Origin of the sequence: Rhizobium sp. BT-226 (assembly GCF_025847085.2) — a bacterium.
Lineage (GTDB): Bacteria > Pseudomonadota > Alphaproteobacteria > Rhizobiales > Rhizobiaceae > Rhizobium > Rhizobium sophorae.
The window spans coordinates 294,042-306,471 of the sequence record NZ_JAOYTI010000003.1; the positions used below are offsets into that span (position 1 = coordinate 294,042).

The 12,430-nt window shown below is 62.4% G+C and carries 13 protein-coding genes; 7 read left to right on the forward strand and 6 right to left on the reverse strand.

Annotated elements, in window-relative coordinates:
* The first annotated feature begins 59 nt into the window (after positions 1-59).
* Complete coding sequence (gene panC, locus OIU37_RS20880; protein ID WP_264258574.1) at positions 60-989, forward strand: pantoate--beta-alanine ligase; 930 nt, start codon at positions 60-62, stop codon at positions 987-989.
* Positions 986-1,807: a 3-methyl-2-oxobutanoate hydroxymethyltransferase gene (gene panB / locus OIU37_RS20885; protein WP_264258575.1), complete on the forward strand. Its 822-nt coding sequence runs from the start codon at positions 986-988 to the stop codon at positions 1,805-1,807. The genes panC and panB overlap by 4 nt, the downstream gene beginning before the upstream one ends.
* A 21-nt stretch (positions 1,808-1,828) precedes the next feature.
* On the opposite strand, the gene OIU37_RS20890 is transcribed toward panB, so the two are convergent.
* A complete protein-coding gene (locus tag OIU37_RS20890; RefSeq protein ID WP_171603314.1) occupies positions 1,829-2,743 on the reverse strand; it encodes a hydrogen peroxide-inducible genes activator in 915 nt (304 codons plus the stop codon).
* Between the two features lie 143 nt (positions 2,744-2,886).
* On the opposite strand from OIU37_RS20890, the gene katG reads away from it, so the two are divergent.
* Positions 2,887-5,073, forward strand: a complete 2,187-nt coding sequence (gene katG, locus OIU37_RS20895; RefSeq protein ID WP_264258576.1) for a catalase/peroxidase HPI — start codon at positions 2,887-2,889, stop codon at positions 5,071-5,073.
* A 64-nt stretch (positions 5,074-5,137) separates the two neighbouring features.
* Here the strand turns inward: katG and OIU37_RS20900 are convergent, their stop codons facing one another.
* The 4 genes from OIU37_RS20900 to OIU37_RS20915 all read right to left on the reverse strand — a co-directional run bounded on the left by OIU37_RS20900 (position 5,138) and on the right by OIU37_RS20915 (position 7,265).
* Positions 5,138-5,548 (reverse strand): type II toxin-antitoxin system VapC family toxin, encoded by a 411-nt coding sequence (locus tag OIU37_RS20900; RefSeq protein ID WP_180695806.1) that lies wholly within the window; start codon positions 5,546-5,548, stop codon positions 5,138-5,140.
* Positions 5,545-5,805 carry an antitoxin gene (locus OIU37_RS20905; RefSeq protein ID WP_171603317.1) on the reverse strand — a complete coding sequence of 87 codons (261 nt, stop codon included), beginning with the start codon at positions 5,803-5,805 and terminating at the stop codon, positions 5,545-5,547. Before OIU37_RS20905 ends, OIU37_RS20900 begins: the two co-directional genes overlap by 4 nt.
* A gap of 80 nt (positions 5,806-5,885) precedes the next feature.
* Positions 5,886-6,446: a DUF3299 domain-containing protein gene (locus OIU37_RS20910; RefSeq protein ID WP_264258577.1), complete on the reverse strand. Its 561-nt coding sequence runs from the start codon at positions 6,444-6,446 to the stop codon at positions 5,886-5,888.
* 360 nt (positions 6,447-6,806) lie between these two features.
* Entirely contained in the window at positions 6,807-7,265 is a 459-nt protein-coding gene (locus OIU37_RS20915; protein ID WP_264258578.1) for an SgcJ/EcaC family oxidoreductase, read from the reverse strand.
* A gap of 191 nt (positions 7,266-7,456) precedes the next feature.
* Here OIU37_RS20915 and OIU37_RS20920 point away from each other — a divergent pair, with 191 nt between their 5' ends.
* From OIU37_RS20920 to OIU37_RS20935, 4 genes are all read left to right on the forward strand, one after another.
* Positions 7,457-8,590: a sensor histidine kinase gene (locus tag OIU37_RS20920; RefSeq protein WP_264258579.1), complete on the forward strand. Its 1,134-nt coding sequence runs from the start codon at positions 7,457-7,459 to the stop codon at positions 8,588-8,590.
* A complete protein-coding gene (locus OIU37_RS20925) occupies positions 8,587-9,249 on the forward strand; it encodes a response regulator transcription factor (protein WP_264258580.1) in 663 nt (220 codons plus the stop codon). The genes OIU37_RS20920 and OIU37_RS20925 overlap by 4 nt, the downstream gene beginning before the upstream one ends.
* Positions 9,246-11,177, forward strand: a complete 1,932-nt coding sequence (locus OIU37_RS20930) for an ATP-binding protein (RefSeq protein WP_264258581.1) — start codon at positions 9,246-9,248, stop codon at positions 11,175-11,177. The genes OIU37_RS20925 and OIU37_RS20930 overlap by 4 nt, the downstream gene beginning before the upstream one ends.
* Before the next feature lie 66 nt (positions 11,178-11,243).
* Positions 11,244-11,711: a response regulator gene (locus tag OIU37_RS20935; RefSeq protein ID WP_180695800.1), complete on the forward strand. Its 468-nt coding sequence runs from the start codon at positions 11,244-11,246 to the stop codon at positions 11,709-11,711.
* A gap of 162 nt (positions 11,712-11,873) precedes the next feature.
* Here OIU37_RS20935 and OIU37_RS20940 read toward each other — a convergent pair whose 3' ends face one another.
* On the reverse strand, positions 11,874-12,338 hold the full coding sequence (locus tag OIU37_RS20940) for a nuclear transport factor 2 family protein (RefSeq protein ID WP_264258582.1): 465 nt from the start codon (positions 12,336-12,338) through the stop codon (positions 11,874-11,876).
* Positions 12,339-12,430: the final 92 nt, after the last annotated feature.

Sequence of the window (12,430 nt, forward strand, 5' to 3'; positions counted from 1 at the left end):
GCCGCATCGATTACACTTCTTATCCGCGCCAAGATGGAGTGACCGGCAGGGGAGGATATATGCGGGTTTTCTCGAGCATTGACGAGTTGCGCCACACGCTCGACGCGCTGAGGCGGCAGGGGCGGACCGTCGGCCTTGTTCCGACGATGGGCTATCTCCATGCCGGTCATATGGAACTGGTCGCGCGCGCTCGCGCCGAGAACGACATCGTCGTCGTCTCGATTTTCGTCAATCCGCTGCAATTCGGCCCGGCGGAAGATCTCAACAAATATCCGCGCGATCTGGAACGCGACGCCGCCATGCTGAGGCAAGCGGGCGTCAATTTCCTTTTTTCACCTGGCGTCGAGGACATGTATCCCCGCCCGATGCTAACCGTCGTCGACGTTCCCGATCTCGGGCGCGAACTCGAAGGGGCGGTCCGGCCCGGGCATTTTGCCGGTGTCGCCACTGTCGTCTGCAAGCTTTTCAACATCGTGCAGCCGCAGACCGCCTATTTCGGAGAGAAGGATTACCAGCAGGTCGTCATCATCAAGCGCATGGTGGACGACCTGGCCATGCCGGTGCGCGTGATATCGGTGCCGACGGTCAGGGACAGCGACGGTCTCGCATTGTCGTCGCGCAACGTCTATCTCAGCGAGGCGGAGCGGCGTGCCGCGGTGATCGTCCCCCAGACCCTTGACGAGGCGGAGCGTTTGGTCGCCGGCGGCCTTACCGATCCGGTGGAACTCGAGGCAAGGCTCACGGCGTTTCTCAATCGCGAGCCTCTGGCAAAGCCCGAGGTCGTCGCCGTGAGGGATGCCGCGACGCTGCTGCCGGTCACGTCGATCGCCGCCCCTGTCATCGTGGCGCTCTTCGTTCGGGTCGGTTCGACACGGCTGCTCGACAACAGGGTCGTCGGAGACAACCGGGTTGTCGGAGACAACCGGGTTGTAGGGAACAAGAGGGTGAACGGCGGGCAGAGCTTGCCGGGAAAGGGAGTGACCAGATGAGCGCGGCCGGAATTCAGAAGCGCCTCACGCCAGCGCGCATCTCCGCCATGAAGGGCGGCAAGCCGATCGTCTGCCTGACCGCCTATACGACGCCCATGGCGCGGCTGCTCGATGAGCATTGCGACCTGCTGCTAGTCGGGGATTCGCTCGGCATGGTGCTCTACGGCATGGAGACCACCATCGGCGTCACGCTGGACATGATGATCGCACACGGCAAGGCGGTGATGCGCGGCGTCGGCAAGGCCTGCGTCGTCGTCGACATGCCGTTCGGCACCTACCAGGAATCGAAGGAGATTGCCTTCCGCAACGCTGTCCGCATCCTGCAGGAAACCGGCTGCGACGCCGTCAAGCTGGAGGGCGGCGAGGAGATGGCCGAGACCATCGCCTTTCTGACGAAGCGGGGGATACCGGTTATGGGCCATATCGGCCTGATGCCGCAGCAGGTCCAAACCGCAGGCGGCTATCGTTCCGTCGGCCATTCCGAACACGAGACATCGAAGATCCGCCGCGACGCCCACGCCATCGGCGGCTCGGGCGCCTTTGCCGTCGTCATCGAGGGCACGGTGGAGCCGCTCGCCCGGGAGGTGACGGCCGCCATGCACGTCCCGACCATCGGTATCGGCGCTTCTTCCGCCTGCGACGGCCAGGTTCTGGTTTCCGACGACATTCTGGGGCTCTTCAACGATTTCATCCCGCGCTTCGTCAAGCGCTACGACGAACTCGCCAAAAGGATTTCGGCCGCTGCTGCCGCTTATGCCGAAGAGGTCCGATCGCGACAGTTTCCGGCACCGGAGCATACATTCAAACGGCGATCTTGAGGCGAGGCCATATCAGGTCCATCACCGGGCGGCATACTGTTCGCGCATGCTCTCGGCCGACCGGCGAACCGCCTCGGAAACCTGTTGGAGCTGATTGGCCATGGGCGTCGAATTGCGCCAGATCATGCCTATCGTTCGCGACGGCTGCGGAGACTGAAAACGGGAGATCGAGACATGCGCCGAGCGCGTTTCGAGGGGAACGGCCATCTCGGGAATCAAGGTGATGCCGATACCGGCGCTGACCATCTGGACCAGGGTGGAGAGAGAGCTGCCTTCCATGACTTCCCGGGGACGGGCCTGCCCTATCTTGCAGAACGACAAGGCCTGATCGCGGAAGCAATGGCCTTCCTCGAGCAGCAGTAACCGCATTTCGCGCAGCGCCTCGCGTTCAGGCACCGGCTTACCCTCGTCTTCGGGCCGCCGAACCAGCACGAACTCTTCCTTGAAGAGCTCGAGTTCTGCCAGGGAGGGTTCCGACACGGGCAAGGCAACGATTGCCGTGTCCAGCTGACCTTGCGCCAGCTCCTGAACCAGCTTCGAGGTTTGCGTTTCGCGCACTTCGATCTGAATGCCTGCAAAGCTCCTGTTCAGATCGTTGATGATCGCCGGCAACAGATAGGGCGCGATCGTCGGGATGATGCCGATGCGCAACCGTGTCAGGAAAGGATCGCGTGCGGCGCGCGCCAGATCCGCCAGTTCGTCCACGCCACGCAGGATATCGCGGATCCTGAGCGCGACGCTTTGGCCGAAGGCCGTCAGCTTCACCTCACGCGCGTTGCGCTCGAAAAGCTCGCCGCCCAACTCCTGCTCAAGTTCTTTGATCTGCATCGACAATGCCGGCTGGGAGATCGCACAGGCGTCGGCAGCGCGCCGGAAGCGGCCATCTCTTGCCAGTGCTTCAAAATAACGTAGCTGTTTCAGGGTAAGGTTCTTCATAACCTCAGCTTATCGCAACGATCAGTAAATCCAACTTAAATTTATGAAGCGCTTCCGATATGAAGACTGCAAGGGGAGAGTGGGGCGCCAGCTCGGCTCATCTTTTTGACGCGCAGACAGATCAAGCAATGAAGGAGACGATCATGGACAACCCCACTGACAGCGCAGGCAAATGTCCTGTCGCACACGGCAATACGCCTCGCAGCAGATCCAATCGCGACTGGTGGCCGGACCAGTTGAACGTGCAGATTCTTCATCACAATTCCGGCCGCGCCGACCCCCTCGGCCAGGCCTTCGATTATGCCGAGGAGTTCAAGAAGCTCGATCTCGACGGCCTGAAGAAGGATCTTCACGCGTTGATGACGGACTCGCAGGATTGGTGGCCGGCCGATTTCGGTCACTATGGCGGCCTGTTCATCCGCATGGCCTGGCACAGCGCCGGCACCTACCGCATCACTGATGGCCGCGGCGGCGCCGGCCAGGGCCAGCAGCGTTTTGCGCCGCTCAACAGCTGGCCTGACAACGCCAACCTCGACAAGGCCCGCCGCCTGCTGTGGCCGATCAAGCAGAAATACGGCAACCGCATCTCGTGGGCCGACCTGCTGATCCTGACGGGCAATGTCGCGCTCGAATCCATGGGCTTCAAGACCTTCGGCTTTGCGGGTGGTCGCGCCGACGTGTGGGAGCCTGAGGAATTGTTCTGGGGTCCTGAAGGAACCTGGCTGGGCGACGAGCGCTACAGCGGCGAACGCGAGCTGGCAGAGCCGCTCGGCGCCGTGCAGATGGGCCTCATCTATGTCAATCCGGAAGGCCCGGGCGGCAATCCCGATCCGATCGCCTCGGCGCGCGACATCCGCGAAACCTTCGGCCGGATGGCGATGAACGACGAAGAGACCGTGGCGCTGATCGCCGGCGGCCACACCTTCGGCAAGACGCATGGCGCCGGCGACCCGTCCTTGATCGGCGCCGAGCCGGAAGGCGGCGCGATCGAGGACCAGGGCCTCGGCTGGAAGAGCTCGTTCGGCACCGGCGTCGGCAAGGATGCGATCACCGCCGGCCTCGAAGTGACCTGGTCGCAGACGCCGACCAAGTGGAGCAACTACTTCTTCGAAAACCTCTTCGCCTTCGAATGGGAGCTGACGAAGAGCCCGGCCGGCGCGCATCAGTGGCAGGCCAAAAATGCCGAAGCCTCCATTCCTGATGCCTACGACGCCTCGAAGAGGCACCTGCCGACCATGCTGACCAGCGATCTGGCGCTGCGTTTCGATCCGACCTACGAGAAGATCTCGCGCCGCTTCCTCGAAAATCCCGGTGAGTTTGCCGACGCTTTCGCCCGCGCTTGGTTCAAGCTGACCCACCGCGACATGGGACCGAAGGTGCGCTACCTCGGCCCGGAAGTTCCGGCCGAAGACCTGATCTGGCAGGATGTGATCCCGGCCGTCGACCACCCGCTCGTCGACGACAAGGACATTGCCGAACTGAAGGAAAAGGTTCTCGCCACCGGGCTCACCGTGCAGGAACTGGTCTCGACCGCCTGGGCGTCGGCCTCGACCTTCCGCGGCTCCGACAAGCGCGGCGGCGCCAACGGCGCGCGCATCCGCCTTGCCCCGCAGAAGGACTGGGACGCCAACCAGCCGGCACAGCTCGCCAAGGTGCTCGGCGTTCTCGAAGGCATCCAGAAGGACTTCAACGCCGCCCAGACCGGGGCTAAGAAGATCTCGCTCGCCGACTTGATCGTTCTCGCTGGTGCTGCCGGCGTCGAGAAGGCGGCAGCGGCCGCCGGCAACGCCGTCAGCGTGCCCTTCACGCCGGGCCGCATGGATGCTTCCGAAGCCCAGACCGACGCGCATTCCTTCGCAGCACTCGAGCCGCGCATCGACGGCTTCCGCAACTATGTGAACGACAAGCGCCATCAGTTCATGAAGCCGGAAGAAGCTCTCGTCGACCGCGCTCAGCTCTTGACGCTGACCGGTCCTGAGATGACCGTCCTCGTCGGCGGCCTACGCGTGCTGAAGGCAGGCAGCCCCGAACACGGCGTCTTCACTTCGCGTCCCGAGACGTTGACGAACGACTTCTTCGTCAATCTGCTCGACATGGGCACGCAGTGGGTTCCCACCGCCGGCAAGGAAGGCGTCTATGAGGGCCGCGACCGCAAAACGGGCGCTTCCAAGTGGACCGGCACCCGCGTCGACCTGATCTTCGGCTCACACTCGCAGCTGCGCGCCTTCGCCGAAGTCTACGGCCAGGCCGACGCCAAGGGGAAGTTCGTCAAGGACTTCGTCGCCGCCTGGACCAAGGTCATGAACGCCGACCGCTTCGACCTCGTCTGATCGGCTGCATTTCGCCCGGGCGCAGTTTCGGCTGCGCCCGGGCATTTTTTATCGGAGATCGGACCTACCGCCCGACCGTCCAGTCCTCGACACGCAGACCATCGACGCGGCGAAATTCCCCGACATTGTTGGTGACGAGAACCAGATCCCGGGTCCTGGCCTGGGCGGCGATCAGGACATCATAGGGACCGATCGGCGTTCCCTTTGTCGCCAATGCGGCGCGGATCTCGCCTGCGGCCAGCGCATCCTCGCGTTCGAAACCGACAGGCGGAAAATCCGCCGTGAACAGGCGCAGGGTTTCGAGATTGTAGGAGATTTTCGCGCTTTTATAGGCGCCATAATAGAGTTCATGCATCACCACGGTCGACAGCCCGATCGATCCCTCGTCGTTGTCGATCACGCGCTTCAGCAGTGTTTCGGATTTCCTGCCGATCAGAGCGATCACAGCATTGGTGTCGATAAGATGCGTGATCACTTGAACAGGTCCTGAAGATCAGGCCTCTCCTGCCCCTCCGGCTGCTCTCGCCCTTCCGCCATGAAATCGTCGCTGAGGCCGCGCTCCAAGGCGCTATGCAACGATGCCCACCGCACGCCGCGATCGGCCCGTGGCCGAAGGATCACAGCATCGCCCTCCCGCGTCACCTCCACCTGGTCGACGTCGAAGCGGAATTCCTTCGGCAGCCGGACCGCCTGCGAATTACCGGATTGAAATACACGCGCATATTGCGGCATAGGGGTCCTCCGCAGCTTGTATATATGTTGTTGTATATACGCGATTGGCGGTGTTCATGCAAGAAGCGTCTCTGCGCTTTCTACTGGCGAGGCAGAATGCCGAAAGGCGAAAGTGACAGCAGATCGGGATCAGTCGTCGCCGTTACTGTCGCTACCTGGGCATGGTTTATGCTGTAGCCGTAGGTGAGGACGCGGTCACCGTCGATCATGAAGAATTGCGCCTGATCCAGGCCGGGCCGCAGGGTACCCGTCACGGTGACGGTCTCGTACATTCTTGCCAGGTGCAAAGGCTCTTCCGGAACGACACGAACCAGTTGGTTGGGCGGAGGGGAAGGCATGTGGCTGCAGGCTCCGGCCCAAGGCACCAGCAAGAATTCGTAGACAAGATCGCCGTCCTGGTCGATCGGCAGAACAAAGCCCGTCAATTCGATCGGATGCCCCTCCCCATGCCAGGCGAGTGTTTCGCCCTGTGGGCCGCTTACCGCCTTGCCCGACAACGGCACTGTCGCTTTGGCCTGATCGGCCGGCCGTAAAGCGCTCCAGAAGATAGGCTGCGCTGCCGCGAAGGCGTCAGAAATTGGCCATGCGCAACAAAATGCCAGAGCCGCGAACTTCAGGAGGAAAGGTTTGTGCTTGATCATTGCGTCTCCCCGGGGGCGGCGGCTTTGATGGACTGCCACTGCCGCGCGGATGCTACTCCCGATCCCGCTCGGCCGTCAAAGCTCCTGGCCTTGTTGGTGTCCTTTGGGGTGAGAGCAATGGCCGTGTGGCACCCCCTCTGCCTGCCGGGCATCTCCCCCACAAGTGGGGAGATTGGCTGGGCGCACCGGTTTCCCCAACCAACTGCCACCCAACTACTTCGAGACGGTAGAGAGGGAGCGGTAGTCCAACCTCTTGCCGATCTCCCCACCTGTGGGGGACGGCAGGCCAGAGGGGGCTCAGGAGATTCCGCGTGGGGTGAACACGGGATTTCCCTGCCGGACCGGTAGGCCGGTGAAGCCTTACTTCTCCGGCATCATCGAAGAGTGATGCGACGTGATCAGCCAGTTCCCGTCCTTGAACTCATAGGTATAGGTGTAGCGGGCGGGAACCTTCGAGCCGTCCTTCAGGCTGAAGGTGTAGGTGCCGGTGTCGACGGCCCAGTTGCAGCCGATCTTGATGTCGCGGCTATCGATGTGGCCCTTGGGCTCATTTGCCAGGAAGTGCTCGAAATAGTCGATCCGTTCCGCCTGGGTCAGGCGAGGCTTGTCCGACAGGGTCGCGAGAAGCACGGAGTCATCACTGTAGTTCTTGACGACCTCCTGGGGGCTCAGCGTCGCGAGTGAGGTATTCCAGCGGTCGAAGAGCTTGGCGATTTCCGCCTCGCTTGTCGGCGCACAGGTTGCGGTTTCGGTAGCCGCCGCGGTCGACTGGACCTGAACGAAACCGAGAACGAGGGCGGCAGCAATGATGGTACGCATTTTGACTTTCCTATGTGGCGGTTCCGGCGGACATCGCATCGGTCGACCGCATGACCAGCAATCTAAGTTGCTGGCGCCCCTGCCTCATCTGCCGGCTGGCTCCGATACGATCTGCCGAACGGCATAGATGACATTCCCGCCGGAATGACTATCGTGCCCGCGTCATTCATCTCGGAGCAGTCCCGTCAGGCATGAACCACGATACAGGCGCGGCGCATTCGCTGAACGTAGCGGAATTGAAGGCTCTATACCGGGCAGCGGAAGCGCGCGCGGCTCGTCTGCGCTTCATCATCGAGGCGCGAAATCTCCTTGACGCACGAACTTTCGAAGCGGCTTCCCTGGAGGTTCTGTCACGTCTCGCCGATTTCTCGGGAGCATCCTTTGCCGACCTCGTTTTCCCGTCCTCGCGGGAAGAGCTGCCTGTGCAGCTGACGGTCGGCAAGTCGACGAGCCCCGGAAGCGACAGCATCTTGTTCACCTCGCAAGACGGCTCCGGTCTCTGCCTGACGCTGATGGGTCCGTCGAGAGGGCGCGCCATCGATGCCGACGACCGGCAGACATTGGAGGTGGTGGCGGGGCAGCTCGCCGACGCCTACAATCTCAATCGGCAGGCGGCGGAAAATCAGGCGCTTCTCGGCGATCTCCAGCGGCAGCGCAGCGAACTCGCGGCCCTCGTCGCGCAACTGATCCAGGCGCAGGAGCAGGAGCGGCAGCGGGTGGCGCTCGATCTGCACGACGGCTCGGCGCAGCTTGCCGCCGGCCTCAGCTACCGCCTGCAGGATCTTTCGGCCCGGATTGGCGAAATGCATGCGCTGAAGCCTGAGATCGACCAACTTGCAGCGCTGGCGCGCCGTTCCGTCGCCGATCTTCGTGCTGCCATCGCCGATCTTCGTCCGCCCGAGCTCGACGATCTCGGTGTCGCCGCGGCGCTGCGCACCCGCCTCGATGCGATTGACGGCATGGAAGTGATCGCCGATCTCGATGCCAGTGCCGACCGCTGGCCGGCATCGACCGGGATCATCTTCTATCGCGTCGCCCAGGAAGCGATCACCAATGTGATCAAGCACGCCGAGGCCGGCCGGCTCATCGTGCGTCTCTTCGAAGACGGCGCGGGGCAAGCCCATCTCGAAGTAATCGACGATGGAAAGGGCATCGGCGAGGAGCGCCCTCCCCCGGTTCAGGTGCGGGGAGCCCGGCTCGGCATCGCAGGCATGCGCGAGCGGCTGGCGCTGCTCGGTGGACGCTTCGAAATCGGGGCCGAGTCTTCGGGCGGGACCCATGTCCGTGCCGTCGCCCCCCTTCAGCAGGAGATGACATCAGGATGAGCGCCTCCATTCTCGTTGCCGACGATCATGACATCGCCCGCGCCGGCCTCATCGCCATGATCGGCGGCCAGGACGATTTCCATGTCGCCTTAGATGTGCGCGACGGCGAGGAAGCGGTGGAAGCCGCAGCTCACCACAAGCCGGATCTGGCGCTGCTCGATATCCGCATGCCGCGTATGGATGGCCTCACTGCGACGCGGGAGATCCGGCGCGTCTCGCCCAGCACACGCGTCATGATCATCACGATGCATGACAGCCTCGATTACCTGGAAGCGGCGATCGAGGCCGGCGCCACTGGCTATCTGCTGAAGGATGCGAGCCGCGACGACATTCTGCGCACGATCCGCCGCGTCCTTCTGGGTGACGCCTTCTTCGATGGCCCTCTCGTCGCCAGGCTGTTGCGCCGCGCCGCCACCAAGCCGCAGACCAACAGCAGCGGCTTGGAGACGCTGACGATCCGGGAGCGCGAGGTGCTGACCAAGGTGGCCGAGGGCCTGACCAACAAGGAGATCGGCCGGGCCTTGAAGATCTCGCCCGGTACCGTAAAGATCCATGTCGAGCGCATCATCGGCAAGCTCGGCGCCGGCGACCGGACGCAGGCCGCGGTCATGGCCGTTCGCGGCGGGCTCGTTGCAACATCCAGCGAAGAAGAGCTATGACCCTGCGTTTCGCCGATCTGCCGCTGAGGGCGAAGGGCATCGTCATCATCATGGTGCCGCTGGCGCTGCTGCTTGCCGCTCTGGCCTCGGTCTTCGTTGCCGACCGGCAAAGTCGGATCGCAGAGGATCAGGTGCGGGTGACGCTGGAGATCCAGTCGGGCATTCAGGAAATCCATGCCCTGATCGCGGAAGCGGCGACGGCGATGCGCGGTTATCTCCTGACCGGCAGGGCCGATTTTCTCGATCCGTTCAACCGGGCGGAGGACCGGTTGCCCGTCGTGCTCGACGAGGTCGGCCGGCGATTGCGGGATGAAGAGCAGAAGAGCCGCCTCGAACGCATTCGCAGCCTGGTCGCAGCGAAAGTCGACCGTCTCCAGCTCCTGAAACAGGCCGATATCCTGCGCGCCGGCGGACGCCAGGACCTTGCGGCCAAGCTCATCGAGGGCAAGCAGGTCCTCGACGTGCTGAGACAGGAGATCGACGCGATGAGCCGGCGGGAGGCGGATCTCCTTCATGCGAGGACCGAGGCCGCGGACCGGGTTCGCACTCTGTCCCGAAGCCTGATGATCGCCGCTGGTTTTCTTGGTTTTGCCGGCGCGCTTGTCGCCGTCTTCCTGTTTTCAGCAAGCATTGTCCGCCGTGTGCATGCGCTCAAAGCTGAGGCGCATCGGCTGGCGCAAGGCGAAGTCGTGACGGTGGCGGACCCTTTCCGCGATGAGCTCGGCGGTCTCGGACAGGCGCTCGAAGATGCGAGCGTCCTTCTGAAAAGGCGCGAGGCCGATCTGACCGAGAGCGAGGAGCGCTTCCGGCAACTGGTCGAAGGCGTCAGCGACTACGGCATCTTCGGGCTCGATGTTGCAGGGCGGGTGATAAGCTGGAATGCCGGCGCCCAGCGGATCACTGGTTATGACGCCGAGGAGATCGTCGGGCAGCATTTTTCCCGCTTCTATCCCATGGAAACCAGGGACACATTTCCGGCACAAGAGCTTGCCAAAGCAGCTCTTCACGGACGCACCGAAGCGGAAGGCTGGCGCGTTCGCAAGGACGGGTCGCAATTCTGGTCGCACGTCGTCGTGACCGCACTCCATGACGAGACGGGCCGGTTGCGCGGCTTTTCCAAGATCACGCGCGATATTACCGAGCGCAAGCAAATCGAAGTGGCCCTGCTTGCCGCCCGTGAGGATGCGATCCGCGCGAGCAACGCCAAGAGCGAGTTCCTGTCGCGCATGAGCCACGAGCTGCGCACGCCGCTGAATGCCGTGCTCGGTTTCGCGCAGCTTCTGGAAATGGACGTCACCGATACCGAGTCCCGGGAGAGCGTCGCGCAGATCTTGAGGGCCGGCCGGCATTTGCTCAGCCTGATCGACGAGGTTCTCGACATGGCGAGGATCGAGGCCGGGCGCATGGATCTTGCCATCGAACCGCAACGCGTCGCTGATGTAATCGATGAAGCGGCGTCGCTTGCGAGGCCGCTCTGCGGCAAGCAGCAAATCCGGATAGAAGTCGTCGAGCCCGAGCGGGATCTCGTGGTTCTGGCTGACCGGCGGCGTCTCCTCCAGGTGTTCCTAAATCTTCTCTCCAATGCGGTGAAATACAATCATCACTTGGGAAGCGTGACCGTCAGCCACCGCGAGATTGGCGACGACATTATTCGGATCGAAGTCAGCGATACCGGCCCCGGCATCCCGGCGGAACGCGTTTCCCGGCTCTTCACCCCATTCGATCGGCTGGGAGCCGAACGCATCGGTCAAGAAGGGACTGGTCTCGGGCTCGCGCTGTCACGGCATCTGATCGACGCCATGGGCGGCGCGCTCGGCTTCAGCAACCGTCCGGAAGGTGGCGCCATCTTCTACGTCGATTTGCCGCGCCCGCCCGCGGCGGCACAGGAAACCCGAAGACGAGGCCTCGCCGTCGAAAGTTCGCCATAGAAGACGTCGCCTATGATTTGATTGCGCGCTTGATATCCTCAACGCCTTTGACGATATGTTTGACCCATGACAGACCCCACCGATATCGTGCGACGATCGACGATCCTGATCGTCGACGACGAGCCCGCAAATGTTTCGCTGCTGGAGCGCATTCTCAAACGCGAAGGCTTCAAGGAACTCGTCAGCACCACCGAGCCACGCGAGGCGTTGCGGCTCTTTCGCGAACATCCGGTGGATCTCGTTCTCCTCGACCTGATGATGCCCGATCTCGATGGCTTCGCTCTTCTGGAGACCTTCGCAAGGCTTATTCCTGAAAACAGCTATCTGCCGATCCTGGTTCTGACCGCCGATGCCACCTTGCCGACGCGCCGGCGCGCACTTTCGCTTGGCGCGAAGGATTTTCTGACGAAGCCATTCGATGCGATCGAGGCCATCCTGCGCATCTTCAACCTTCTCGAAACCCGCATCCTGACCCTGGAGCTTACCAAACACGGGCTGGCAACGCCGAAATCGGAGCGTCCTCGGATCGATTGATGCGGATCGATTATGGCGCCAGCCATTTTGGCGTATAGGCGTTAGGCCATCGGCAAATGTTGAGCGAGCAGTGCGGCGGAAATCGGCAGCAACGAGAGAGACGGCTGAACCAAGCGCGCAGCGCCGATAATGGGGCCAGCTAGGAAGCCGGCCCCACCCAACTCAGAACATGGTATTCTTGTTTGCCGCCTCTTTCGGAACGGCCTGGATCACGTCCCAGTGCTCGACGATCTTGCCGTCCTTGACGCGAAAAATATCGACGATCGCCTGGCCGCGGTCGTCGGCGCCGTTCGTCGCGTGCACATGCAGCCAGACGAGATCGCCATCGGCGGCGCTACGGACGATCTCGGCCTTCGATTGGGCATTGTCCTTGAAGAACCCGGTGAAGAAGGAAATCAAAGGCTTCTTCCCATCGGGAACCTGGGGATTGTGCTGCCGGTAGTCGTCGGCGACGACGGAGGCGGCCTCGATATCGTGCTTGTTGAAGAAGCGGTCGTAGAACTCCACCACCAGTTTCCGGTTGGCTTCCTCAGCCTTCAAATCCTGCGCAGCCGTTGCAGCAAAAGCGCCTGAAGGCACGGCGATGCCCGCCAGAATGGCGAGTGCGAAAAGCGATTGAAATCCCATGCATCAAGCTCCTTGGTATGGATCGGCGATCTAGTCTAAGAAACAGACTATGAGATTTGGTCTATGAAACCTGGACATGCCGAGCAAGAAGG

Bases quoted from the DNA above. Each gene is read 5' to 3' on its own strand.
- panC (WP_264258574.1), top strand. From the start codon at position 60: ATGCGGGTTTTCTCGAGCATTGACGAGTTGCGCCACACGCTCGACGCG.
- panB (WP_264258575.1), top strand. From the start codon at position 986: ATGAGCGCGGCCGGAATTCAGAAGCGCCTCACGCCAGCGCGCATCTCC.
- OIU37_RS20890 (WP_171603314.1), bottom strand. From the start codon at position 2,743: ATGAAGAACCTTACCCTGAAACAGCTACGTTATTTTGAAGCACTGGCA.
- katG (WP_264258576.1), top strand. From the start codon at position 2,887: ATGGACAACCCCACTGACAGCGCAGGCAAATGTCCTGTCGCACACGGC.
- OIU37_RS20905 (WP_171603317.1), bottom strand. From the start codon at position 5,805: ATGCCGCAATATGCGCGTGTATTTCAATCCGGTAATTCGCAGGCGGTC.
- OIU37_RS20910 (WP_264258577.1), bottom strand. From the start codon at position 6,446: ATGATCAAGCACAAACCTTTCCTCCTGAAGTTCGCGGCTCTGGCATTT.
- OIU37_RS20915 (WP_264258578.1), bottom strand. From the start codon at position 7,265: ATGCGTACCATCATTGCTGCCGCCCTCGTTCTCGGTTTCGTTCAGGTC.
- OIU37_RS20920 (WP_264258579.1), top strand. From the start codon at position 7,457: ATGAACCACGATACAGGCGCGGCGCATTCGCTGAACGTAGCGGAATTG.
- OIU37_RS20925 (WP_264258580.1), top strand. From the start codon at position 8,587: ATGAGCGCCTCCATTCTCGTTGCCGACGATCATGACATCGCCCGCGCC.
- OIU37_RS20930 (WP_264258581.1), top strand. From the start codon at position 9,246: ATGACCCTGCGTTTCGCCGATCTGCCGCTGAGGGCGAAGGGCATCGTC.
- OIU37_RS20935 (WP_180695800.1), top strand. From the start codon at position 11,244: ATGACAGACCCCACCGATATCGTGCGACGATCGACGATCCTGATCGTC.
- OIU37_RS20940 (WP_264258582.1), bottom strand. From the start codon at position 12,338: ATGGGATTTCAATCGCTTTTCGCACTCGCCATTCTGGCGGGCATCGCC.